A 24,385-nucleotide genomic window follows, 5' to 3' on the forward strand; every position below is an offset into this window, starting at 1 on the left:
GCTTTCGGCAACGGCGCCGTTCCGCATTCACCCGCTCCTGCTCACGTCGTCAAACGAGGGGCCATGGAAACCATTTCGGAAACGGTCGTCGCCGCCCGCGGTCAGGACGAAACACCCGCTGGAGAGTCCTTCGCGACGCTGCTGGAGTACTGGGCGCGGCGGCTCGGTGACGAGGTCGCCGTGACCTACCTCGACCATCGCACCGGTGCGGACGGCCGGGCGGTCACCATGTCCTGGCGCGAACTCGACGACCGCGTCGAGGCTCTCGCAACGCGCTTGGTCACCTTCGCCGCGCCGGGGGAGCGGGCGGCGATCCTGGCGCGGCAGTCCACCGACTACGTCGTCGCGTTCCTCGGCGTGATCCGGGCCGGGCTGGTCGCGGTCCCGCTGTTCGCGCCGGACCTTCCCGGGCACGCGGGCAGGCTGGCCGCCGTGCTGGAGGACTGCGCGCCGCGGGTCGTGCTCGCCACCGCCGACGGGATCGACGCCGTCGCCGGTTTCCTCGCCTCGACGGAGATCGAGCGGCCCGCCGTGCTAGCCGTCGACATCCCTGCTTCGGTCGCGGCCGGTGAACGTTCCTGGCCGCGACCGGAACCTGACGCACTGGCGTACCTGCAGTACACGTCCGGGTCCACGCGGACTCCGGCCGGCGTGATGCTGACCCACCGCAACGCGCTCACCAACGCCCGGCAGGCCTGCGACGCCTACGCGATCGAAACCGGGACGACGTCCACCGTCAGCTGGTTGCCGCTGTTCCACGACATGGGCCTGATCCTCGGCATCGGCGCGCCGATGGCCGCCGGCGTGGCCTCGGTCCTGATGGACCCGCTCGCGTTCCTCGAACGCCCGTCACGCTGGCTGCGCGCGCTGTCGGCCAGCCCCGGAGCGATCAGCGCGGCCCCCAACTTCGCGTACGCCTACAGCGCGTCCCGGGTGACCGAGGCCGAGAAGAGCTACCTCGAACTGAGCCGGGTCGTCGCGCTGATCAACGGAAGCGAGCCGGTCCTGCCCGCGACCATCGCGAGGTTCCACGACGCCTTCGAGGAGTGCGGGCTGCGTCCCGAGGTCCATCGTTCGTCCTACGGGCTGGCCGAGGCGACCGTGCTCGTCTCCGTCACCGAGGCGGGCAAGGCACCGCGACAGGTCACCTTCGACCGCGACCGGCTCGCCGCCGGGCTCGCGATCCCCGCCGCTCCCGGCGTCGCGTCCACCACGCTCGTGTCCTGCGGCCACCCCGTGGGGCAACGGATTCGCATCGCCGATCCGGTCACCGGGGCGCTGGTCGAACCGGGCCGGGTGGGGGAGATCCAGGTCAACGGCCCGAACGTCGGCGTCGGCTACTGGGGGCTGCCCGGCGCGTCCGTCGCGGTCTTCGGCCTGCCGCCGATCGACCCGGACTCCGGCGCCGGCTGGCTGGCGACCGGGGACCTCGGCGTGCGTCACGACGGCGAGCTGTTCATGACCGGCAGGCTGAAAGACCTAGTCATCGTCGACGGCCGCAACCACTACCCGCAGGACATCGAACAGACCGTGGAGGACCATCCCGCGGTCCGGCCGCATTCCGCCGCGGCCTTCGCGATCGAGCGCGAAGACGGCGAAGCGGCGGTCGTGGTGGTGGAACTGGCCAAGGGAGCCGAGGACGACGTCGCCGTCGCGACCGCGGAGATCCGCAGGGCGGTCTCGACCGCGCACGGTCTGCGCCCGCACGACGTCGTCTTCCTCGCCCCAGGAGAGGTGCCGCGCACCTCCAGTGGCAAGATCAGCCGGGCGCTGTGCCGGAAGTCCTATGTGGATGGTGTGCTGACCGCGCGGCGGCTCGGATGACCGCGGGGATCCGCGCCTGGCTCATCGCGTGGGTGGCGGACCGGACGGGGTCTTCCGTGGACCCGGATCGGCCGTTGCACGAGAGCGGGCTTTCGTCGCGGGAGTCGATGGAGCTGGCCGCGGACCTCGGCCGGTCCCTCGGCCGCCCGCTGGCGCCGACCCTGGTGTGGGAACACCCGACGATCGCCGCGCTGGCCGACCATCTGTCCACAGTGGAGCATGACGCTGTCGCGGACGTCGAAAACCGCGAGGAAGAACCGATCGCGATCGTCGGCCTCGGCTGCCGCCTGCCGGGCGGGACAGAGTCGCCGGAGCAGTACTGGCGCTTCCTGGACGTCGGCGGCGACGGCGTCCGCGACGCCCCCGAAGACCGTCGGGAGGCGGACTTCGGCCGCGGTGGGTTCCTCGACGACATCGCCGGTTTCGACGCCGACTTCTTCGGCATCGTGCCGGGCGAGGCCGAAGCGATGGATCCCCAGCAGCGGATGCTGCTCGAAGTCACCTGGGCGGCACTGGAACACGCCGGGATCCCGCCGTCGACGCTGCGGGGAAGCCGCACCGGGGTGTTCGTCGGGCTCTCGGCGGGCGAGTACGGCCGGCTGACGATGACCGATCCCGCCGCCGTCGACGTCTGGTCCGCCACCGGTGCCGCGACGAGCATCGCCGCCAACCGGCTCTCGTACCTGTTCGACCTGCGCGGGCCCAGTCTCACCCTCGACACGGCCTGTTCGTCCTCGCTGGTGGCGGTGCACCAAGCGGTGCAGAGCCTGCGCCGGGGCGAATGCGCGACGGCACTCGTCGCCGGAGTGAACCTGATGCTCACCCCGGCGGTCACCGAGACCTTCCGCCGGGCCGGAGTGCTCGCCCCGGACGGGCACTGCAAGCCGTTCGACGCCGCTGCCGACGGCATCGTCCGAGGTGAGGGCTGCGGCGTCGTCGTGCTCAAGCCGCTGAAGGCCGCCAGACGCGCGGGGGACCGGGTGCTCGCGGTGATCCGGGGCAGCGCGGTGAACTCCGACGGCCGGTCCAACGGGCTCGTCGCGCCCAGCCCCGGCGCGCAGGCCGCCCTGCTGCGTGACGCGTACGCGGCGGCGGGTGTCGAACCGTCCTCTGTGGACTACGTGGAGGCACACGGGACAGGCACCGAGCTGGGGGATCCGATCGAGGCGGGCGCGCTCGGCGCGGTGCTCGGAGCCGGACGCGAACCCGGTCGCCCGCTCCTGATCGGCTCGGTCAAGGGAAACCTGGGCCATCTCGAAGGCGCGGCGGGGATCGCCGGGCTGATCAAAGTCGTCCTCGCGATGGTCCACCGGCGGCTGCCACCGACCCCGCACTACCGGGAACCCAGCCCGCACATCGACTTCGCCGGCCTCGGCCTGCGCGTGGTCGGGACCGGGGCGGACTGGCCGCGTTACTCGGGTGTCGCGCGCGCCGGGATCTCCGCGTTCGGCTTCGGCGGCACCAATGCCCACATCGTCGTCGAAGAGTGGCCCGCCACTTCGTTCCCCGCTCGCAGGAAGGAAACGCAAGGCCCACAGGTGCTGGCGTTGTCGGCCCAATCGCCTGAAGTCCTCAGAGCGCGGGCCGCCGATCTGGCGGACTGGCTCGAAGAGCACCGCACGGTACCGCTGGACGCCGTGGCCGCGACGCTGGCGCGAGGCCGGGACCACCTGCCGGTCCGCGGCGCCGTGGTCGCCGGGGAGCGTGACCGGGCCGCCGCCGCGGTGCGCGAAATGACCGCCGTCGAGACAGGGCCCGTGCCCGACGTCGTGTTCGTCTTCTCCGGCTACGGCTCGCAGTGGCCCGGGATGGGGCGTCTCCTGCTGCGCACCGAGCCCGCGTTCCGCACCGAGGTGGAAGCACTCGATCCGGTGTTCCGCGAGGAAGCCGGATTCTCCCTGCGCGAGGTGCTCTCCGGCGAGCGCGACCTGCCGGACCTCGGCGCGACGCAACTCGCGCTGTTCGGCATGCAGCTCGCGCTCGCCGGGCTCTGGCGCGCGCACGGCGTCGTCCCGGACGCGGTACTCGGGCATTCGATGGGCGAGGTCGCGGCCGCCGTCGTCGCGGGAGCGCTCGACGTCGCCGACGGCCTGCGCGTGATGACCACACGGGCCAGGTTGCTCGCCGAGGTCGACGCGAGCGGCGACGGCGCGATGGCCGTGGTCGAACTGTCCCCGGCCGAACTGGCCGACCTGGAAGCGGAGTTCCCCGGCATCACCGTCGCGGTCTACGCCTCGCCGGTCCAGTGCACCGTCAGCGGCGACGCCGACCAGGTCGAGGCCCTGGTCTCGCACGTCGAAAGCCTCGGAAGACTGGCGAGACGGTTGCCGGTCGGGGGCGCCGGACATTCGGAGGCCGTCGACGCCGTCCTCGGCCGGTTCCGCGCCGAGCTCGACGGACTCTCCCCACGACCGGCCGAGATCCCTTGCTACAGCAGCGTTCTCGACGATCCGCAGTGGTCGCCGACGTTCGACGTCGAGTACTGGGCGGCGAACCTGCGCCGTCCCGTGCGGTTCAGCCAGGCACTGGCGGCGGCGACCGCCGACGGCTACGGCGTGTTCGTCGAGATCTCCCCGCATCCGGTGGCGCTGGCCGCGATCGAGCAGAGCACCGGCGCGCTCGCGCTGCCGTCGGCGAGCCGCAAGATCGACGAACGGATCGCGTTCCTGGCCACGCTCGCGCGGCTGCACACCCTCGGCGTGCCCGGTGTACTCGACGCCCGGGGCCCGCGCCCGGTCCCGGTCGAGCTGCCCGGTCCGCGCTGGCGGCACCGGCGGTTCTGGCCGCGGCGCCCGGCCGCCCGGTCCGGATCCGGTGGCACACATCCCTTGCTGGGCGTCCACATCGAACAGCCGACCGGCGACGGACACCTGTGGAACGCGGACGTCGGGACGGAAGTGCTGCCCTGGCTGGCCGATCACGCGGCGATGGGCGTCCCGCTGTTCCCCGCCGCGGGGTTCCTCGAACTGGCGCTCGCGGCGGCCAAGGCGGTCCGGCGATCGGCCGGGCAACTGCGCGTCGGCGGCCTCGAACTGCACCGGGTGCTCCCGCTCGCCGCGCGCACCGAGGTGACGACCAGCCTGAGCACCGGCTCCGGACCGTCCGAAGTGGACGTCTACGCGCGTTCCGCGGACGGCGGCTGGACCCGGCACGCCACCGCCCGCGTCCGCGACGGGGAGACGCCGGTGGTGCCGTTCGGCGCGGTCGGCGGGGACGCGCGGCCGGTCGACCTCTACCGGATGCTGGCCGGGATGGGGCAGAGCTACGGTCCCGCTTTCCGCGGACTGAGCGAAGTCGTGGCGGTGCCGGGCCGCGCCTCGGCGTCGATCACCTTGCCCGCCGATGACGCGGCGTATGTGCTGCACCCGGTGACCGCCGACGCCTGCCTGCACGCGCTGGCCGCGGCGGCCGGGGACGCGCTGCGCGAAGCCGACGGCGTCTTCCTGCCGCTGACCCTGGGCGAAGTCGTCCTCGCCGGGGATCCACGCCGCGGCGTCCGGGTCGACGCCGTGCTCGACTCGCTCGATCCGGCCGGTGACGGCTTGGTCGGCGGTGTCCAGCTGGTCGACGCCGACGACGTCGTCCTGGTCGAGTTCCGCGAGGTCTACTGCCGCCGGTTCCAGCGATCGGCGCTGCCGGTGCCGATGACGGACCTGCTGTTCGAAACGGTGTGGCGGCGGGCCGAGCTGCCTGTCGCGGAACCGGGCGCACGCACCTGGGTCCTGCTGCACGACGACATGCCCTGGCCGGCGGCGTTGCGCGACCGGCTCGCCGAATCCGGCGACGAACTGGTGACGGCGCCGCTCGGAGACCGTGCCGCACTGGCGGAAATCCTGCGATCCCGGGCGGTGGCGGGAGTACTCGTAGGTGTCCCGGCCACGGATCCGAGGGAGGCCGCGCGAACGGTCGCCACGCTCTCCGGCGTCGTCGCCGAACTGGCCGAAGCGGCGCACACCCCGCGTTTGTGGCTGGTGAGCGCCGGGGCGTCGGCCATCGAACCCGGTGAGCGCGGTGACCCCGGTCAGGCGTGGCCGCGCGGATTGGTCCGGGTCCTCGCCTTCGAACATCCCGGGCTGCGGGCGAGCCAGGTCGACTTCGACGCCGAGCCGGATCCCGCCCGCTTGTGGCTCGGCAGGCTGGTCGCCGAGATCCGCGCGGACGCACCGGACGACGAGATCGCCTGGCGTGAAGGCGTCCGGTACACGCGGGTCCTGGCCCGCCCGGAACTCGGTGAGCCCGAGCACGAAGCCGTGGTGCGCGAAGGCGCTTACATCATCACCGGCGGTCTGGGCGGACTCGGCTTGGTCGCGGCGGACTGGCTGGCGAACCGTGGCGCGACCAGGGTGGTCCTCTCCGGTCGCCGTGGCGCGGGTCCCGAAGCCGAACCGATGCTCGCGGACCTGCGTGACCTGGGCGCCGACGTCCGCGTCGTCGCGGGTGACATCGCCGAGCCGGGAACGGCCGAGGCGCTGATCGCGGCCGCCACGGAAGACGGCGTGCCGTTGCGTGGCGTGCTGCACGCGGCCGGTGTGCTGTCCGACGGTGCCGCTGCCAGCGTCGAGACCGGCGCTGTCGAAGCCGTCTGGCGCGCGAAAGCGCTGGGCGCGTGGCGGTTGCACGAGGCGACGGCCGGACACGAACTCGACTGGTGGCTGACGTACTCGTCGGCGGCCGCCTTGTTCGGATCGCCGGGGCAGGCCGCCTACGCGACCGCGAACGCGTGGGTGGACGCGCTCGTCTCCTGGCGCCGGGCAGGCGGATTACCGGCGGCGACCATCGGCTGGGGAGCCTGGGGCGAGGCCGGCGCGGCCGTCGGCAACCGCAACCCGGTGCTCGAACCGCTCGGCACCGGGGAGGCACTGGCGGCGATGGACGCCGTGCTGAAGCGGGATCGCGGGGCGACCGGGATCGCCCGCGTCGACGCCGGAACCGTACTGGCCCTGTTCCCGGGACTCGCGGCGCGTCCGTTCTTCGAGATCCTGGTACCGAAGGAGGAACCGGGAGCCGGACCGTCCACTTGGGACGGATTGGAGGCGCTGCGGGCGGTCCTGCCGGAAGCCGCCCGCGAGATGCTGGCCGACTACCTGGCCGGGCTCGTCGCCGGGATGCTGGGTCTCGTCGCGGACGGGATCGACAGACACGTTCCGCTCACCGGGCTCGGCCTGGACTCGCTCACCGCGATGCGTGCCAAAGGCGTCGTGGAACGCGATTTCGGCCTGCCGCTGCCGATTCCCCTGCTGTTGCGCGGCGCCAGCCTCGCCGAACTCGCCGATCATCTCGCGGACCAGGCAGGATTCGGCAGGACAGGCTCGCTGCGGGCCGGGCCGAGCGTGGCGGTCGGCCCCCGGGATCCGGCCGAACGCTGGGTCGCCCGGCACTGGCAGGCGGAACTGGGTGGCGCCGAGCCCGGCGTCCACGACGACTTCTTCGCCGCGGGTGGCGACGCCGAAGCGGCCGATCGGCTGCGCGCGGTGGTCGCCGGGCAGCTCGGAGCCGTCCCCGACCGGCTCTTCGCCACGCCGACCATCGCCGCGATGGCCGACCTGCTGCGTGACCGGATCGAGGGACGCGGCGACTGTCCGGTCCGGCCGCTGCGCGAAGGTGGCGCGGATCCGCTGTTCCTGTTCCATCCGGCGGGCGGCCCGACGAGCGTCTACGACGGGCTCGTCCGCCTCCTGCCGGAGGGCAGGGCCGTCTACGGGCTCGAACGGATCGACGACGAGGACACCGTCGAGGGCAAGGCCGAGTGCTACCTCGAACTGATCCGGGAGATCCAGCCCCAGGGCCCGTACCGGCTGGGCGGCTGGTCGTTCGGCGGCTGCCTCGCCTACGAGACGGCCCGGCGGCTGACGGCGGCGGGGGAGCGGGTCGACCTGGTGGTCATGATCGACAGCATCCTGCCGTCGCCCGCGCCCGGGATACCGGCGCACGAGATCCTGCTCGACCGGTTCGACCGGTTCGCCGAACACGTCGAACAGACCTACGGGGTCCCGCTGGACATCCCGTGCGAGGACCTCGTCCGGCTCGACGACGAGGCACAGATCCGGCTGGTGATCGACAGGCTGGCCGCGCGGGTGCCCGGGATGGGCCAGGGTGTGCTGCGACATCAGTATGAGTCCTATGTGGACGCACGGGTCGCCGAGCGTTACGCACCGGAACCGTACACCGGGCGAGTGCTGCTGGTGCGGGCGCAGGAGCCGCATCCGCTGACCACCACCCTCGACCCGCGCTACCTGCGCACCGACGATGCCCTCGGCTGGGACGCCCACTGCGCCGACCTGGAGATCGTGCGCGTCCCGGGCGATCACCTGTCGATGATCGACCCGCCGCATGTCGCGGTGGTCGCCGAGGCACTCGCGGCGCGGCTCGCGGCACCGAGGGCGGCGAGGCCATGACCGACGTCCCGTTCGCGCCGACGACGGCGTTCCGCATCGCCGATCTCGCCGCCCGCCAAGACGAAGCCGTCCGGATCGCGGAGAAACGCGCCGTCGACCGGCAGCACGCCAAGGGCAAGCTGACCGCGCGCGAACGCGTCGATCTGTTGCTGGACCCGGGATCCTTCGTCGAACTCGACCAGTTCGCGCGGCACCGGTGCGCCGAGTTCGGAATGGACGCCCATCGGCCGTACGGCGATGGCGTGGTGACCGGGCACGGCACCGTCGACGGCAGGCAGGTGTGCTTGTTCTCGCAGGACTTCACCGTATTCGGCGGCAGCATGGGCGAGGTCTTCGGCGAAAAGGTCCTCAAGGTGATGGACCTGGCGATGACACTGGGCTGCCCGGTGATCGGGATCAACGACTCCGGCGGCGCCCGGATCCAGGAAGGCGTCGTCTCGCTGGCCTACTACGCCGAACTCGGGCGGCGCAACGCGCTCGCGTCCGGCGTCATCCCGCAGCTCTCGCTGATCATGGGTCCTTGCGCGGGCGGCGCGGTCTACTCGCCGGCGATCACCGACTTCACGGTGATGGTCGACGAGACCGCGCACATGTTCGTCACCGGGCCGGACGTCGTGCACGCCGTCAGCGGCGAGCGGGTCACCTCGGAGCAACTCGGCGGCGCGGCGGTGAACAGCGAGATCTCGGGGAACGCCCACTACCGCGCTACCGACGAGCACGACGCGATCGACTGGGTGCGGACACTGCTCGGCTACCTGCCGTCCAACAACCTCGACGGCGTCCCGGAGTACGCCGACGAGACCGCTCCCGACCTCACCGCCGCCGATCTCGAACTCGACCGCGTGGTGCCCGATTCGCTGAACCAGGCCTACGACATGACCGAGGTCATCGCGCGCCTCGTCGACGACGGGGAATTCACCGAAGTGCACAGCACCTTCGCACCGAACATGATCTGCGCGTTCGGCCGCGTGCAGGGCCGGACGGTCGGTATCGTGGCCAATCAGCCGCGGCATCAGGCGGGCGTGATCGACATCGACGCCTCGGAGAAGGCCGCGCGGTTCGTCCGGTTCTGCGACGCCTTCGGCATCCCGATCCTCACCCTCGCCGACGTCCCCGGCTATCTGCCCGGGGCGGCGCAGGAACGGCACGGGATCATCCGGCGCGGGGCGAAACTGATCTACGCCTACGCCGAAGCGACCGTGCCGAAGGTGACCGTCGTGATCCGCAAGGCCTACGGCGGCGGGTACGCGGTGATGGGGTCGAAGCATCTCGGCGCCGACGTCAACCTGGCTTGGCCGACCGCGGAGATCGCGGTCATGGGCGCGGAGGGCGCGGTGCGCGTGCTGCACCGGCGCGAACTGGCCGAGCTACCGCCGGAACAGCGGTCGGCCGAACGGAGACGGCTCACCGAGGCGTACCGCGAACGGCATTCGAACCCTTACCTGGCAGCGGAACGCGGCTACGTCGATCAGGTCATCGCGCCGTCGCAGACCCGTCTGCAAGTGGCGAGGGCCCTGCGGGCACTGCGGACCAAACGGCAGACCCTCCCGGCCAAGAAACACGGAAACATTCCTTTGTGAGCGAGGAGAAGTGATGAACCGAAGGCGGCGCTGGGGTCTGCTCGTGGTGTCCATGGTCGCCCTGCTCGGCAGCCCGATCCCCGCGGTCGCCGCTCCCGCGCAGGCCACTGCCGACGACGGCGCGAAGGTCGTCGAAGAGACCTGGCTGGACGCGCGCACGGTCGACCTCAAGATCAGCTCGCCCGCGCTCGGCACCACCGGCATGGTCCGCCTGCTGGTCCCGCCCGGCTGGGCCGCGCAACCCGCGCGGACGTGGCCCACGCTGTACCTGCTGCACGGCTGCTGCGAACCGGTCGATTACCGCTCGTGGGACCAGTTCACCGACGTCAAGGCGTTCACCGCGGACAAGGACGCCCTCGTCGTCATGCCGACCGGCGGTCCCGCCGGGATGTACACGAAGTGGTGGAACTTCGGCCTCAAGAGCACCCCGGACTGGGACACCTTCCACACCCTCGAAGTGCGGCAGATCGTCGAGCGCGGCTACCGGGCGGGCACGCGCCGGGTGATCGCCGGACTGTCGATCGGGGGATACGGCGCGCTCGCGTATTCGTACAAGCACCAGGGGATGTTCGCCGCGGCGGCGTCCTACAGCGGCGTGCCGAACACCCTGAACCAGGGAGCTCCGCTGTTCATCCAGGGGATCCTGGCCAGGGCGGGGATCTTCAACTACCTCGAACTCTGGGGCGACAGCTGGGGGATGCGGCCGATCTGGTCGGCGAACAACCCGTTCGACCACGTCGACGACCTGCGCGGCACGGCGCTCTACATCTCCTGCGGGAACGGCAAGACCGGTCCGCTCGACCCGCCGGGCCAGTCCGACATCTTCGAACCGCAGGCGCTGGCTTCCTCGGTGAGCTTCACGGACCGCTTGAAGTCCAAGGGGATCCCGGTGACCGTCGACTACTACGGCGACGGTACGCACAGCTGGCCCTACTGGCAGCGGGCGCTGCGGAACTCGTGGCCGGTCCTGGCCGGCGGCCTCGGCCTCTGACCGCGCGTGAAGGCCCCCTTCCCTCTGCTCAGCCGAGGGAAGGGGGCCTTCACGCGCAACGCATTTAGAGGACGAAATGCGAGGGTCAGTCGGCGAGTAGTTCGGCGAAGCGTTCCGGGCTGACGTTCCCGCCGCTGATGATCACCCCGACCCGGCCCGAAACCGGAACGCGCCCGCTGAGCAGCGCCGCGAGACCGGTCGCCCCGCTCGGCTCCATGACGAGCTTCAGCCGCTCGAACGCGAACCGCATCGCGTCCCGGACCTGGTCGTCGGTGACCAGCGCGATGTCGTCGACGAGCCGCCGGTTGATCGAGAACGTCAGTTCGCCGGGAATGGACGCGGCCTGGCCGTCGGCGATGGTCCGGGGCACCGGGATCGACACCCGTTCGCCGGCTTCCAGCGAACGCTTGGTGTCATCGCCTTCGGCGGGTTCGACGCCGACGACCCGGATACCGGGCCGCAGGGCCTTCGCGGCGGTCGAACTGCCCGCGATCAGGCCACCGCCGCCGACCGGGACGACGAGAGTGTCCAGGGAGTCGGTGTCCTCCAGCAGTTCCAGCGCCGCCGTGCCCTGCCCGGCGATCACGTGCGGGTGCTCGTACGGCGGGATGAGCGCGAGGCCGCGGTCGGCGGCCAGCGCTTCGCCGATCGCGACGCGGTCGCCGGTGTACCGGTCGTAGGTGACGATCTCGGCGCCGTAGCCCGCCGTGGCGTCCTTTTTGGACTGCGGGGTGTCCTCCGGGATCAGGATGACCGCGCTGCTGCCGAGTTCCCGCGCGGCGAGCGCGACGGCCTGCGCGTGGTTGCCCGAGGAGTACGCGGCGATGCCCTTGGCGAGTTGTTCCGGCGAGAGCCGGGAAGCGGCGTTGTACGCGCCGCGGAACTTGAAGGCCCCGACGCGCTGGAGGTTCTCGCATTTGATGAACACCTCGGCGCCGACGAGGTCGTCGAGGGTCCGGGACCGCACGACCGGGGTCCGGTGCGCGACACCGGCCAGGCGGGCGGCGGCGTCGCGGATGTCGTCGATGGTCACGGGGGCGGTCATGATGCTCCTTGATCACGGATTTCGGCGAGATAGTTGTAGGCGGAGGCCCGGGAGATGCCGATCCGGGCCGCGACCTGGGGCACGGCCCGGCGGACAGCGAAGACGCCGCGCGCGTGCAGGCTGCGGAACAGGTCGAGTCGTTCTTCGCGGCTGAGCGCGGTCCAGGGTTTGTTCAGCCGGAGCTGGTGTTCGTCGACGATCGCGTCCACGACGGCGTCCACGTCGTCGCCGAAAGTGGTCGTCGGCGCCTCGGCGACGGTGCCGACGTCGGCGAGTTCGCCGACGAGGGTCTTGAGCTGGCCCAGCGCCGTGACGTCGAGGTTCACGCACAGCGCGCCGAACACCGAGCCGCCGCTGTCGCGCAGCAGCATGGTCGAGGACTTCACCAGCTTCCCGGACGCCGTCCTGGTGACGTAGTTCAGCTGGTCCTCGGCGTCGTCGCCGCGGGCGAGCAGGCCCATCCCGATCTCGCTCATCGACCCGCCGACGCTGCGGTCGGTGACCGCTCCGGCGATCGCCACCACCGACTGCTCGGGGCGGCGGAAGTCGTGCACCACGACCTCACAGAACGAGCCGAGCGTCGCCGCGATGCCGTCGGCGACCGGGGCGAGCGCGTCGAGGATCGCGTCCTGCTCAGACATCACGGACCCGGGCGAGCGCCTCGACTTCGACTACCCCGCCGTAGGGCAGCGACGCGACTCCGACGCAGGTACGGGCGGGCCGGGGCTCGGCGAAGAACTCCTCGTAGACGCGATTGAGGCCGTCGCGATCGGCGATGTCGGTCAGGTAGACGACGACCTTCACGACGTCGGCGCGGGTCGCGCCCACCGAACGCAGGGCGGCGTCGAGGTTGGCGAAGGCGCGCGGGCATTCGGCGTCGAAGCCGCCGGGTACCAGCTCTCCGGTCTCGGACACGCCGAGCCGTCCGGACACGGAAACCAGGTCGCCGCTGCGGAAGGCCGGGGGATACGGATGCTCGTTGCTCACAAGACTGACCGTATAAGTGTTGGACGGAAAGTCCAAAGGAATAAGAAGTGACCTACCGCTCACGCGAGCCGAAGGTGATTGATATACCGTATACAGAAAGGAAGGGGGTCGGATGACCACGGGTTCGATGGGTGCCGTGCAGTACGAGGACGGCCGGATCGTCGCGCCGCCGAGCATGGCCGACCTGGCCACCCAGGCGCTGCGCGCGATGATACTTTCCGGCGAACTCCCGCCGGGGACGCGCTTGGTCGAGGCCAAGCTCACCGAGCGGCTCGGGGTCTCCCGCCCGCCGCTGCGCGAAGCGTTGCAGGTGCTGGCTTTCGAGGGGCTCGTCGTGCCCCATCCGCGGCGCGGTGTCATCGTCCGCCCCCTGACTCGCCACGACGTCTACGAAATCATCACCCTGCGCGAAGAGCTCGAAGCCTTCGCCGTCCGCATCGGGATCCCGGTCCGCTCACCGGAGCGGTTGCAGGCCTGCCGGAACGCCTTGGCCGCCTTCGAGCAAGCGGGTCTCGACGGCGACGAAGGCGTCTTCACTCAGCGCAAGTACGACTTCCATCAGTCGATCGTCGCGTTGGCCGGGCACGAGCGGGTCACCGAGGCCTACCGCGCGCTTTCCCTGCAGATGCAGTTGTGCATGGCGCTCAACCGCAGTGCCCGCCGCGACGGCGAGTCGTTGATGCAGAACGTCGAGCGGCATCGCGAACTGCTCACGATCATCGAGGGCGGCGATCCCGAGGCGGTGCTGAAGGCGCTGGCCGATCACGGCCACGGCAGCTTCCTCGACGAGGTCGTCGACCGGCTCGACGGCGGTACTCCCGACTCCGAGCGCTGGCTGGCCGAACGCCGTTCCCGCTGAAGTCCACATCGGACGGTCGCCGCGAACCGTCCGATGTGGATGAACTCAGCCCCAGCCGGGCAGGACGAACAGCAGCCAGGTCGTGACGGGCGCGATCAAGCACATGCTGAAGCCCCAGATCATCAAGCCCCGGAACACCTTGTCGTTCTGGCCGGCGGGCGCGTTCGCCACCACCAGTGCGCCGCTGGTGGAGAACGGCGACGAGTCGACCACCGACGACGAGATCGCCAGCGCGATGATCATGCTGACCGCGCCGACCTCGCCCGCCAGCAGGAACGGCACGGCAAGGGGGATGAGCGCGCCGAGGATCCCGGTCGTCGACGCGAACGCCGAAACCACCGCGCCGATCGCGCAGATCAGGATCGCGGCCAGGAGGGGCGAACCGATCTGTGTCACCAGGTTGCCCAGCCAGTCGATCGTGCCGACCCGTTCCATCAGCGAGACGAAGGTGACGATCCCGCAGATCAGCAGCACCGTCGGCCACGCCACCTCGCCGACGGCCGCCTTAGCCGAACCGGGCGAGACGAGCGACAGCACCGTCGCCACGGTCAGCGCGGTGAACCCGACGTCGAGTTTGAACACCAGCGCGCCGACCGCGAGCGCCGCCAGTCCGATCAGGGTGAACACGTGGTCGCGGGTGAGCGGCCGGCGTTCCTCGGGCTCGTCGGTCCCGCCGGTGGAGGGCGGGGAATCGTCGGTGATCGTCGTGCCCGCCGAAGAACCGCTCATCGCTGGCGCGGGCTGAGCCGCCGCGACGGCCACCCGGGTGTCGGCGGTCGAGGATCGGCGGATCAGTTCACGGCCGCCGAAGAGGAAGAACACCACGAGACTCAGCACCAGGTTGAAGGCGAACGAGGACACGAACAGCAGTCCGGGGCTGCTCGGCAGGTTGTCGCGCGCGACGACGCCGTTGACGATGCTGCCGAAGATGCTGATGGGGGAGAAGCCGCCCGCGCTGGCGCCGTTGATGATCAGCAGGCCCATCAGCATCGGGTTGATCGAGTAGCGGCGGGCGAAACCCATGCCGATCGGGGCGATGATCGCCACCGCCGCCGGCACCACCGCGCCGACCGCGGTCAGCGCCGCGGTGACCACGAACATCACCCAGGGGATCAAGGCGATCCGCCCGCCGACGGCGCGCACCACCAGGTGCACGAGCCGGTCGACGGTGCCGTTGCCTTTGGCTATCGCGAACAGCAGCGTCACCCCGACCAGGATGACGAAGAGATCGCCGGGGAAGCCCGAGACGATGTCGTCGGTGCTCTCGCCGGCGAACGCCGTGCCGATCACGAAAGCGGCGACGAACGCCAGCGCTCCCATGTGGACGGGGAGCACGGTCGCGATCAGGAACACCAGGGCGAGCGCCACGACTGTGACGAGTTGTATGGACATGGGAATCCTCTGCGGTCGGCGCTGACACATTCAGGGAATCGGTCGAAGTTTGTTCCGGGCACCCTCTCGACGGAGTTCGGTACACGGTATACCTTTCAAGCAGCGGGACCAAGGTTTCGCTCTGTGGAACATTACGAAGCCGAGCGTGGAGGCGCACATGACATACGCGGCCGGACGTCACTTCCTGCAGATCCCCGGCCCGACGAACGTCCCGGACGTGGTGCTCCGGGCGATGTCGGCGGCCACCATCGACCACCGCGGGCCCGAGTTCCAGGAGCTGGCGAGCGGGCTGCTGCGCGACATCAAGCCCGTCTTCGGCACCACGAACCCGGTGGTCATCTACCCCGCCACCGGGACCGGAGCGTGGGAAGCGGCCCTGACCAACACCCTCAGCCCCGGCGACACCGTGCTGGCCTTCGAGACCGGCCACTTCGCCACGTTGTGGCAGGAGATGGCGCGTGGTCTCGGGTTGCACGTCGACTTCGTGCCGGGCGACTGGCGGCACGGCGCCGACCCCGACGTGGTCGCCGAAAAGCTCGCCGCGGACACCGCGCACCGGATCAAGGCCGTCTGCGTGGTCCACAACGAGACCTCGACCGGTGTCACCAGCCGGGTGCCCGAGATCCGCGCCGCGATCGACTCCGCGGGCCATCCCGCGTTGCTGCTGGTCGACACCATCTCGTCACTGGGTTCGATCGACTACCGGCACGACGAATGGGGTGTCGACGTCACCGTCGCGGGCTCGCAGAAAGGCCTCATGCTCCCGCCGGGGATGAGTTTCAACGCGATCAGCGACAAGGCCCTCAACGCCGCGAAGACCGCGTGCCTGCCGAAGATCTTCTGGGACTGGGGCCCGATGCTCACCGCCAACGAACGCGGATTCTTCCCGTACACCCCCAACACCAATCTCATGTACGGGCTGCGGGAGGCCTTGCGCCTGCTCTACGACGAGGGCCTGGAGAACGTCTTCGCGCGCCATGCCCGGCACGCCGCCGCGACGCGAGCCGCCGTGCGCGGCTGGGGGCTGGAGGTCCTCTGCCAGGACGAACGCGAGCATTCCGGTGCGCTGACCGCGGTCTTGATGCCCGAAGGTGTCGACGCCGACAAGGTCCGTGCGATCATCCTCGACCGGTTCGACATGTCCTTGGGCGCCGGACTGGGCAAACTCGCCGGGAAGATCTTCCGCATCGGGCATCTGGGCGCCTTCAACGATCTCACGCTCGCCGGGACCCTGGCCGGAGTCCAAATGGGACTCGCGCTCGCCGGCGCCCCCGCCGATCCTCGCGGCCTGCAGGACGCCCTCGAACTGCTGCAGAACGACTGAGGGCCCGCCGATGACCGCCGAACTGACCCGTACCAGCCCACTCGAAGACGCGCTGCACGCCCGGATCAAGGGCGAAGTCGCCTTCGACGACTACACGCGGCACCTGTTCTCCCGCGACGCGAGCATGTACTCGATCATGCCGCGAGGTGTCGTGTTCCCCCTCGATCACGAGGACGTCGCCGCCGCCGTCGCCACCGCCGCGGAGTTCGGCGTGCCCGTCGTCCCGCGAGGGGCGGGCACCAGCCTGGCCGGGCAGACCGTCGGCCCCGGCCTGGTGCTCGACCTGTCCCGGCACCTGAACCGGATCATCGAACTCGACCCCGTCGCGCGCACCGCCGTCGTCGAACCCGGTGTCGTCCAGGACCAGCTGAACAAGGCGGCGGCCGCGCACGGGCTGATGTTCGGGCCGGACACCTCCACCAGCAACCGCGCCACCATCGGCGGCATGGCGGGCAACAACTCGGCAGGCTCCGGGTCGCTGACCTTCGGGATGACCATCGACCACATCCGCGCGCTGGACGTCGTCCTCGCCGACGGTTCCACCGCGCGGTTCGAGCCGGTGAGCGAGACGGAACGCGTACGGCGTGCCGAGGCGGACACCCTCGAAGGCCGCATCTACCGCGAACTCCCCGCACTCGTCACCGCGCACGAGGACACCATCGCCAAAGGGATGCCGGTGTTCTGGCGTCGCGCCTGCGGCTACCGGCTCGACCGCCTCGCCGGGTACGGCGACGACAATCCCTTCGACCTGGCCAAATTCGTCGTCGGGGCGGAAGGCACGCTCGTGCTCGCCACCCGGATCGAAGTCGACCTGGTGCCCAAACCGAAGAAGACCGTCTACGCGGTCGGGCATTTCGAGACGACGCACGGCGCGATCTCGGCCACGCTCGACGCGCTCAGCTGCGGGCCGCATCAGGTCGAGATGATGGACAAGACCATCCTCGACCTGTCCCGGCGGAAGATCGAGTACGCCGACCTCGGTAATCACCTCGTCGGCGATCCGGCGGCGCTGCTGTTCGTGTCCTTCTCCGGCGACGACGAAGCCGGACTGGCGGCCAAACTCGACGAGGTCGCCGCGTTGTGGGAGCGCAACGGGCACGGCTATCACACGCTCAAGCTCGTCACCGCCGCCGAACAGGCCGCGCTGCTCAAGGTGCGCAAGTCCAGTCTCGGGCTGCTGATGGCCGCCGGTGAAGGCACCAAACGGCCGCTGGCGTTCATCGAGGACACCGCGGTCGCCCCCGAGCATCTCGCCGAGTACACCGCGCGGTTCAAGGAGATCCTCGACGAGCACCGTCTCGAAGCCGGGTTCTACGGTCACTGTTCGGTCGGCTGCCTGCACATCCGGCCGTTCGTCGACCTCACCGATCCCGCGCAGGTCGACACGATGCGCGTGGTCGCGGAGAAGATCAAGGACCTCGTCGCCGAATTCGGCGGCGTGAACTCGTCTGAACACGGGGACGGCCTGGCCCGTTCGGAGTTCAACCGCGAGATCTTCGGCGACGAGCTCTACGAAGCCATGCGCCAGGTCAAGAAGCTGTTCGATCCGGCGGGCACGATGAACCCCGGCAAGATCGTCGACGCGCCGCCGATGACCGAGAACCTGCGCGACCGCGACGCCCTGCCGCCCGCGCCGCCGCTGCGGACGATGCTGTCGTTCGAGGTCATCGGCGGGGGCGGGATGCGCGACGCCGCCGACCGCTGCATGAACATCGGGCTCTGCCGCAAGACCACCGGCGGGGTGATGTGCCCGTCGTACCAAGTGACCTTGCAGGAAGAGCATTCCACGCGCGGTCGCGCCAACGCCCTCGTCAAAGCACTGTCCGAACCGGACCCGAAGGCCGCGCTCGGCGGGGACCGGCTGCACGAGATCCTCGATCTGTGCCTGATGTGCAAGGCCTGCAAGAGCGAATGCCCGATGAGCGTCGACATGGCCTCGCTCAAGGCCGAGACCCTGCACCAGCATCACGAGGAGCACGGCACACCACTGCGGTCGCGGATCTTCGGCTCGATCCGGTTCCTCAACCGGCTCGGTTCGGCCACCGCGCCGCTGTCCAACCTGCCCGGCCGGATCGGGTCGCTGCGCAAGCTCATGGAACGGACCGTCGGCATCAAGGCCGAACGGCCGCTGCCGAAGTTCGCGCGGGACAACCTCGTGCGCTGGAACCGCCGCCGGAGCACGACACCGGGGTCGGCGGGCACGGTGAACTGGCTGGCGGACTCCTTCACCACCTTCACCGAACCGCAGATCGGCAAGGCGGCCATCGAACTGCTCGAAAGCGCGGGCTGGGCCGTGGAACTCGCGTCCGGCGGCTGCTGCGGGCGGTCGAGCCTGTCCAAGGGGCTGCTCGACGACGCCAAGAAGAAGGCCACCGGACTGGTCACGTCCTTGGCCCGCGACACCGAACCGGGATCGCCGATCGTCGGCTGCGAGCCGTCGTGCGTGTTCACCTTGCGGGACGAGACCTTGGCCTTGCTGCCGGAACTGCCCGAAGCGCGGCAGATCAAGGAGCGAGTGCGCCAGGTCGAGGAACTGCTCGTCGAGGCCATCGACGACGGCAGGCTGAAGTTGCCGGAGCGATCGTGGCTCAGCGGGCGGCGGGTGGTCTTCCACGGTCACTGTCACCAGAAAGCGGAGGTCGGCACCGCCGCCACCATGGCGCTCCTACGTCGCATCCCGGGCCTGGAGGTCGCCGAAATCGACTCCGGCTGCTGCGGGATGGCGGGCTCGTTCGGCTTCGAGGCCGAACACTACGAGACCTCGATGGCCGTCGGCCGAGACCGGCTTTTCCCAGCCCTGGAACAAGAACCGGCCGAAACACTGGTCGCCGCCACCGGGGTCTCCTGCCGTCAGCAGATCTTCCACGGGGCGGGCCGGACCGCGTGGCACCCGCTCGAACTGGTCCGCGAAGCGCTCGGGGGTTCGGCATGCGCCTGATCCGCTTCGGCGTCGAGGGAACCGCCCGGACAGGATGCGTGGAGGGCGACCTCGTGCGCGCCTACGACCCTGTCACCGGCCCCGGCGAAGTCGTCGGCCCGCTGTCCGGCGTCCGGCTGCTCGCGCCGTGCGATCCGCGGACGATCGTGTGCGTCGGCAGCAACTATGCCTGTCAGCTGAAGGAAAAGGGCCGTCCGTGGCCTGAGCGGCCTGCCCTGTTCCTCAAGGCTCCCAACGCAGTCACCGGCCCAGGGCAGCCGATCCTGCGTCCGCCCGAGGTCGAACGCCTGGAGTACGAGGGAGAACTGGCCGTCGTCATCGGCAAGACCGCGCGGAACCTGACCGCCGAGGACGCTTTCGAGCACGTCCTCGGCTACACCTGCGCCAACGACGTCACCGCGCACGACTGGCGGGCCGACGGGCAATGGGCGCGGGCGAAGAGCGCCGACACCTTCCTGCCGCTCGGCCCCTGGATCACCACCGGCATCGAGAACGGAGACCTCGAGGTGACCACCCGGATCAACGACCGGACCGTCCAGCGGTCCACCACCGGGGAGATGATCTTCGGGGTGCCCGCGATCCTCGCGTGGGTGACCCGCTGGTTCACCCTGCGCCCCGGTGACGTCGTGCTCACCGGCAGCCCGGCCGGGGTCGGGCCGATGAAGCCGGGGGACGAGGTGACGGTGGCGATCGAAGGCGTCGGCGAGCTGACCAATCCGGTCCGGCGTGCTTGAAGGCGGAACACACGTGCTTGAAGGCGGATCTCGCGTGTCTGGAGGCGGATCTCGTGAGTTCCGCCTTCAAGCACGCGAGATCCGCCTCTGAGCACGCGAGTTCGAGGTCTGATCACGCGAGATCGTCACACTCGCGGCTTCAGATCACCTCGAAGTTCGCCATCATCGCCATGTCCTCGTGTTCGGCGTTGTGGCAATGGAAGACGTACCGCCCGCGGTAGCCGTCGAAGCGCGCGACGACCTCGACCGACTCGCCCGGGGCCAGGTCCACGGTGTCCTTGATGCCGCCGTCGAACGGCCCCGGTTCACGCCCGCCGCGCGAGAGGATCCGGAATCCCACCAGGTGCAGATGCACGGGGTGGTGGATGTCGGCGACGAACCGCCAGATCTCCGCGTCGCCGAGGCGCGGGCTCGCCGACATCAGGTCGGGCGAGAACGGTTCCCCGCCGATCACCCAGCCCGCGCGCCCATGGACGGTACCCGCGCGGAACGAGAAATCGCGCGTGACCGTCGCCTGTTCGCGCGTGAGCGGCGGGATTTCGGCGAGTTTCGCGGGAATCCGGCTGTCGTCCGGGGCGCGGCGGGCGACGACGAACCGCATGACCTGGGCGGTCGAGCCGGTGCCGAGCCGGTTCACGAGGGTGACCTCGGTGCCGACCGGATACCGGCCGAAGTCGACGACGACGTCGTACCGTTCCGCGGGTGCGATCGGGAGATGGTCGTGTTCGCGTGGCGCGTCGAGCAGGCCTTGGTCGGCGCCGATCTGGACGAATCCGCCCCCGCCGGGTGGCGGCGGGTCCAGCGCGAGATCGTAGCGGCGGGCGTTGGAGCCGTTGAGGACACGCAGCCGGTACCGCACGGCCGCCACCTCGTGCACCGGCCACGGGGCCCCGTTGACGAGGATGACGTCTCCGAAAACGCCTTCCACGTAAGCACTTTCCACTCCAGGCGTGGTCCGCAGCGTCCGATCGAGGGAGGGGTACGCGAAGGCGCCGTGCTCGTCGAAGGAGCGGTCGGCGATCATCAGTGGCAGCTCGCGGTCCCCGGACGGGAGCCCGAGGGCGTCTTCCTCGTCGTCGCGGACCAGATGGAAACCGGCCAGGCCCCGGTAGACGGCCGGACCGGTGAAGTCCATGCGGTGATCGTGGTACCACAGCGTCGCGGCCCGTTGCCGCAACGGGAAGACGTAGTCGCGCTCGCCCTCGGTGATCCGGGCGCGCGAGTCGGCCATGCCGTGGCCGCCGTGCCCGGCGTCCCAGCCGGACTTCGGCAGGACGAGGTCGGTCGGATAGCCGTCGGAGTCGGCGGGCGTGTGCCCGCCGTGCAGGTGGACCACGGTCGGGACGGGGAGTTCGTTGCGGTGGCGCACCACCGTCGTCCGGTCCCGCCGCGATTCGATCGTCGGGCCGGGGAAGATCCCGTCGTAACCCCAGATCGGCGTCCGCACACCGGGCAGGATCTCGGCCGTCGCCGCCCGCTGGGTGATCGCGTAGTGATCCGCGTCGGCCGTCCTTTGTGGACGCAGGACCGGCGGGATCGGCAGTGGGACCCGGAAGGGCTGTGGCAAGGGGAGCCCGCTGCGCAGCAACTCGCCGGTCCCCGGCGAACCCTGCGCGATCAGCCGGGGCGCGGCGATCCCCGCGGCGACGAGGACCCCGGCCCCGCCGGCGAGGCCGAAGAACGTCCTTCGGGGCATCGGGCGGCTCATCGGCTCGCCCGCCAGGTCTGCGGCCGCCAGACGGCGATCGTCGTCAGCGCCATTCCGGTGACCAGGGCGACGCCGAGCGGGATGTGCAGATCGAGTGCGCCCGCCAGCCCGGCGAAGTACTGCGCGGTCTCGCCCGCCGCGAGCAGCAGGCTGACCCAGAACAGCCAGCGTGGCCCGCGCACCAGCCAGAGGGCCAGCGCCGCGAAGATCTGCGCATACGCCACGAACGACACGACGTCGGCGCCCAGACGATGTAGCGACAGCATGTCGTAGGCACCGCCGAGGTAGCCGCCGGCGAACACCGGCTGACCGATGATCGCGACGGCGTGGGCGCTCACGAGCACCCGGTTCACCACCAGGGTCCCGTTCGCCTTCCGGCTCGGGCTGGTCAGGGTTTCACTCACGTGATCGAACGTAAGAGCCGACGCCTTATGCTGTCCAAGACAAGATCTGTTATCTGTTCATAACAAGCGAGGTATCAACGGTGGATCTCCTGGCCCTCCGGTACTTCCAGACGGTCGCCCGGCTCGAACACGTCGGCCGCGCCGCCGAGAAGCTGCGTGTCGCGCAACCCTCGCTCAGCCGGACCTTGGCCAGGCTGGAAAACGACCTCGGCGTACCCCTGTTCGACCGGCACGGCCGCCGGATCCGGCTCAACAGGTTCGGGGCCGCGTTCCTCCGTCGCGTCGACCGGGCGCTGGCCGAACTCGACGACGCCCGGCAGGAGCTCGACGACGCCGCCGGGCTGGAACGCGGGACGGTCACCGTCGCGGCCGAAAGCCTGCTTGCCCTCACCGAACCGCTGCGCACCTTCGTGCCCGGACATCCTCTGGTGGACGTGCGGCTGTCGCAGGCGTCGGCGGAGGGAATGGCGGAGAAGCTGCGTTCCGGCGACGTCGACCTGTGCGTCACGTCGCAACCCTTGTCCGGCAACGACATTCAGAGCCGAGTGCTGCTCGACGAACGGGTGATGCTGTGCGTTCCGGCAGGTCACCGGCTCGCCGGCCGCGGCCGCGTCTCACTCGCGGATCTCGCGGGGGAGCCGTTCCTCACCACACGGCCCGGCTACTGGCAGCGCGCGCTCGTCGAACGCCTCTTCGCGAAGGCCGGTCTGGACCTGTACATCGTCTGCGAGGGCGACGAAGCCGCTGTGCTCTTCCAGCTCATCGACGCCGGTCTCGGCATCGCGTTCGTGCCTTCCCTGGGACTGCGGGCCGACACGAGCACGACGGTGGTCTGGCTCGAGGTCGACGACCCCGAGTGCCGGCGCGTGCTCAGCGTCGTGTGGCGCGAGGCCACCTACCTTTCCACCGCCGCCCGACGCTTTCGCGACCACGTGGTCGGGCACTTCCACGCGCAGGCCGAAGCCGGGTCCCGGTCGGATTGACCAGGACCCGGCTTCGGAAAGTGACTACTGGTTGAGCGCGACGCCGTAGGCGCTCATGGCCTCGCCGATCGGCTGGAAGTACGAAGTCCCGCTGCCCTTGCCCGAGGTGATGCCCAGGCCGACGCTGCCGGAGAACAGGCAACCGCCCGAGTCACCGGGGTTGACCAGCGCGTTGGTCTGGATCAGCTGGTAGACCGAGCCTTCGGAGTAGTTCACCGTGACGTTCAGCCGCTGCACGGAACCCGAGGTGAGGCGGGTGGTGCTGCCGCTCTTGCTGATCCGCTGCCCGACGGTGGCGGATCCGGCGGAGGAGATCTTCTGGGTGGAGCCGTTCCACAGGGTGACGGCGCCGGGGCCGCTGCCGCTGGTGTTGCGGATCAGGCCGTAGTCGTTGTTCGGGAAGCTGGCGCCCTGCGACGGGCCGACGTTCCACTGCGACACCGCGCGGGTGCAGTGACCGGCGTCGAGGATGTAGTTCTGGCCGCCCTTGTTGGTGTTGAACCCGACCGAGCAGCGGGTGCCGCCGCCGGTGATGGCTTCGCCGTTGTAGATCGCGGTGTGCATCTCGCCGGTGGTCCGCTCCACCCGGACCCGGTCACCGAGCGCTTCGGCGGCCTTCAAGAGGGCTTCGGAGCCCTTGGCCGCGTCGGACACGGTCAGCACCACCTGGTTGGACTTCGGGTCGAGGCCGATCGACGTGTGCGTGACCGTCGGCAACGCCTGCAGGGTGTCCTGCGCGCTCGCCAGCGCCGCGCTGGAGTGCTTGACCACCCGGGCCTGCGCCCCGCTCGCGGTGACCTGGTCCGCCGCGGCCTGGTCGAGCACGTTCACCACCGGCTTGGCGGCGTCGTCGAGGTAGCCGTCGGCGGCGCGCTCGCCGAGGGACGCCGTGACCCGCTGCAGCGTCGCGACGCTGGCTGTCTGCGTCCGGAGGAACTCGACGGCGGCGGCCTGGCTGATCCCGGCCTCCGAAGCGAGGGACGTCACCGCCTCCTGTTGCACGGTGGGGGAGTAGCCCTCGATCGTCGTGGCGGTGGCCGTCGACGGGGCGAGGAAACCGACGGCCGCGGCCGCGGCCACCAGGGTGATGGCGGTACGGGCTAAGGGGTTTGGGCGCATACCGGTGACTCACTTTCGCGAGGGAGATCCAGCGCGAAGGAGGGCCGCACTGGACACAGTGGGGTCGCCGGGTACGGCCAAGGTGACCCGGCACCGGTGATC

16 protein-coding genes are annotated in these 24,385 nt (G+C 70.3%); 9 read left to right on the plus strand and 7 right to left on the minus strand.

Annotated elements, in window-relative coordinates:
- Positions 1–63 precede the first annotated feature (63 nt).
- From IE302_RS01070 to IE302_RS01085, 4 genes are read left to right on the plus strand one after another with little or no spacing between them, the layout of a single operon-like run.
- Positions 64–1,824 (plus strand): fatty acyl-AMP ligase, encoded by a 1,761-nt coding sequence (locus IE302_RS01070; protein ID WP_191250812.1) that lies wholly within the window; start codon positions 64–66, stop codon positions 1,822–1,824.
- On the plus strand, positions 1,821–8,219 hold the full coding sequence (locus tag IE302_RS01075; protein ID WP_191250814.1) for a type I polyketide synthase: 6,399 nt from the start codon (positions 1,821–1,823) through the stop codon (positions 8,217–8,219). The genes IE302_RS01070 and IE302_RS01075 overlap by 4 nt, the downstream gene beginning before the upstream one ends.
- Complete coding sequence (locus IE302_RS01080; RefSeq protein ID WP_191250816.1) at positions 8,216–9,799, plus strand: acyl-CoA carboxylase subunit beta; 1,584 nt, start codon at positions 8,216–8,218, stop codon at positions 9,797–9,799. The genes IE302_RS01075 and IE302_RS01080 overlap by 4 nt, the downstream gene beginning before the upstream one ends.
- A 13-nt stretch (positions 9,800–9,812) precedes the next feature.
- Positions 9,813–10,790: an alpha/beta hydrolase gene (locus tag IE302_RS01085; protein ID WP_191250818.1), complete on the plus strand. Its 978-nt coding sequence runs from the start codon at positions 9,813–9,815 to the stop codon at positions 10,788–10,790.
- Between the two features lie 85 nt (positions 10,791–10,875).
- Here IE302_RS01085 and IE302_RS01090 read toward each other — a convergent pair whose 3' ends face one another.
- From IE302_RS01090 to IE302_RS01100, 3 genes are read right to left on the minus strand one after another with little or no spacing between them, the layout of a single operon-like run.
- On the minus strand, positions 10,876–11,835 hold the full coding sequence (locus IE302_RS01090) for a pyridoxal-phosphate dependent enzyme (protein WP_191250820.1): 960 nt from the start codon (positions 11,833–11,835) through the stop codon (positions 10,876–10,878).
- Positions 11,832–12,476: a helix-turn-helix transcriptional regulator gene (locus IE302_RS01095; RefSeq protein ID WP_191250823.1), complete on the minus strand. Its 645-nt coding sequence runs from the start codon at positions 12,474–12,476 to the stop codon at positions 11,832–11,834. The genes IE302_RS01090 and IE302_RS01095 overlap by 4 nt, the downstream gene beginning before the upstream one ends.
- The gene (locus IE302_RS01100; RefSeq protein ID WP_191250825.1) at positions 12,469–12,822 is read right to left on the minus strand and encodes a RidA family protein; all 354 of its coding nucleotides are present in this window, start codon (positions 12,820–12,822) and stop codon (positions 12,469–12,471) included. Before IE302_RS01100 ends, IE302_RS01095 begins: the two co-directional genes overlap by 8 nt.
- A 112-nt stretch (positions 12,823–12,934) precedes the next feature.
- On the opposite strand from IE302_RS01100, the gene IE302_RS01105 reads away from it, so the two are divergent.
- On the plus strand, positions 12,935–13,681 hold the full coding sequence (locus tag IE302_RS01105; RefSeq protein WP_191250827.1) for a GntR family transcriptional regulator: 747 nt from the start codon (positions 12,935–12,937) through the stop codon (positions 13,679–13,681).
- A 45-nt stretch (positions 13,682–13,726) separates the two neighbouring features.
- Here IE302_RS01105 and IE302_RS01110 read toward each other — a convergent pair whose 3' ends face one another.
- Positions 13,727–15,073 (minus strand): SLC13 family permease, encoded by a 1,347-nt coding sequence (locus IE302_RS01110; RefSeq protein ID WP_191250829.1) that lies wholly within the window; start codon positions 15,071–15,073, stop codon positions 13,727–13,729.
- A 157-nt stretch (positions 15,074–15,230) separates the two neighbouring features.
- Between IE302_RS01110 and IE302_RS01115 the strand changes: the two genes are divergently transcribed.
- Genes IE302_RS01115 through IE302_RS01125 form a run of 3 tightly spaced genes read left to right on the plus strand, consistent with a single transcriptional unit; the run spans position 15,231 to position 20,069 of the window.
- Complete coding sequence (locus IE302_RS01115; protein WP_191250831.1) at positions 15,231–16,397, plus strand: pyridoxal-phosphate-dependent aminotransferase family protein; 1,167 nt, start codon at positions 15,231–15,233, stop codon at positions 16,395–16,397.
- Positions 16,398–16,407: 10 nt separating this feature from the next.
- On the plus strand, positions 16,408–19,335 hold the full coding sequence (locus IE302_RS01120) for an FAD-binding and (Fe-S)-binding domain-containing protein (RefSeq protein ID WP_191250833.1): 2,928 nt from the start codon (positions 16,408–16,410) through the stop codon (positions 19,333–19,335).
- Positions 19,326–20,069 carry a fumarylacetoacetate hydrolase family protein gene (locus tag IE302_RS01125; protein WP_191250835.1) on the plus strand — a complete coding sequence of 248 codons (744 nt, stop codon included), beginning with the start codon at positions 19,326–19,328 and terminating at the stop codon, positions 20,067–20,069. Before IE302_RS01120 ends, IE302_RS01125 begins: the two co-directional genes overlap by 10 nt.
- Positions 20,070–20,208: 139 nt before the next feature.
- On the opposite strand, the gene IE302_RS01130 is transcribed toward IE302_RS01125, so the two are convergent.
- On the minus strand, positions 20,209–21,777 hold the full coding sequence (locus IE302_RS01130) for a multicopper oxidase family protein (protein ID WP_191250836.1): 1,569 nt from the start codon (positions 21,775–21,777) through the stop codon (positions 20,209–20,211).
- Entirely contained in the window at positions 21,774–22,181 is a 408-nt protein-coding gene (locus IE302_RS01135; protein WP_191250837.1) for a hypothetical protein, read from the minus strand. Before IE302_RS01135 ends, IE302_RS01130 begins: the two co-directional genes overlap by 4 nt.
- Positions 22,182–22,261: 80 nt before the next feature.
- Here IE302_RS01135 and IE302_RS01140 point away from each other — a divergent pair, with 80 nt between their 5' ends.
- The gene (locus tag IE302_RS01140; RefSeq protein WP_191250838.1) at positions 22,262–23,164 is read left to right on the plus strand and encodes a LysR family transcriptional regulator; all 903 of its coding nucleotides are present in this window, start codon (positions 22,262–22,264) and stop codon (positions 23,162–23,164) included.
- A gap of 24 nt (positions 23,165–23,188) precedes the next feature.
- Here IE302_RS01140 and IE302_RS01145 read toward each other — a convergent pair whose 3' ends face one another.
- Complete coding sequence (locus IE302_RS01145) at positions 23,189–24,283, minus strand: S1 family peptidase (RefSeq protein WP_191250839.1); 1,095 nt, start codon at positions 24,281–24,283, stop codon at positions 23,189–23,191.
- Between the last annotated feature and the right edge of the window lie 102 nt (positions 24,284–24,385).

Source organism: Amycolatopsis oliviviridis (assembly GCF_014654365.1).
Lineage (GTDB): Bacteria > Actinomycetota > Actinomycetes > Mycobacteriales > Pseudonocardiaceae > Amycolatopsis > Amycolatopsis oliviviridis.

Excerpts from the sequence above, each read along its gene's own strand:
- IE302_RS01070 (WP_191250812.1), top strand. The coding sequence starts at position 64 with ATGGAAACCATTTCGGAAACGGTCGTCGCCGCCCGCGGTCAGGACGAA.
- IE302_RS01075 (WP_191250814.1), top strand. The coding sequence starts at position 1,821 with ATGACCGCGGGGATCCGCGCCTGGCTCATCGCGTGGGTGGCGGACCGG.
- IE302_RS01080 (WP_191250816.1), top strand. The coding sequence starts at position 8,216 with ATGACCGACGTCCCGTTCGCGCCGACGACGGCGTTCCGCATCGCCGAT.
- IE302_RS01085 (WP_191250818.1), top strand. The coding sequence starts at position 9,813 with ATGAACCGAAGGCGGCGCTGGGGTCTGCTCGTGGTGTCCATGGTCGCC.
- IE302_RS01090 (WP_191250820.1), bottom strand. The coding sequence starts at position 11,835 with ATGACCGCCCCCGTGACCATCGACGACATCCGCGACGCCGCCGCCCGC.
- IE302_RS01095 (WP_191250823.1), bottom strand. The coding sequence starts at position 12,476 with ATGTCTGAGCAGGACGCGATCCTCGACGCGCTCGCCCCGGTCGCCGAC.
- IE302_RS01105 (WP_191250827.1), top strand. The coding sequence starts at position 12,935 with ATGACCACGGGTTCGATGGGTGCCGTGCAGTACGAGGACGGCCGGATC.
- IE302_RS01110 (WP_191250829.1), bottom strand. The coding sequence starts at position 15,073 with ATGTCCATACAACTCGTCACAGTCGTGGCGCTCGCCCTGGTGTTCCTG.
- IE302_RS01115 (WP_191250831.1), top strand. The coding sequence starts at position 15,231 with ATGACATACGCGGCCGGACGTCACTTCCTGCAGATCCCCGGCCCGACG.
- IE302_RS01120 (WP_191250833.1), top strand. The coding sequence starts at position 16,408 with ATGACCGCCGAACTGACCCGTACCAGCCCACTCGAAGACGCGCTGCAC.
- IE302_RS01125 (WP_191250835.1), top strand. The coding sequence starts at position 19,326 with ATGCGCCTGATCCGCTTCGGCGTCGAGGGAACCGCCCGGACAGGATGC.
- IE302_RS01130 (WP_191250836.1), bottom strand. The coding sequence starts at position 21,777 with ATGAGCCGCCCGATGCCCCGAAGGACGTTCTTCGGCCTCGCCGGCGGG.
- IE302_RS01145 (WP_191250839.1), bottom strand. The coding sequence starts at position 24,283 with ATGCGCCCAAACCCCTTAGCCCGTACCGCCATCACCCTGGTGGCCGCG.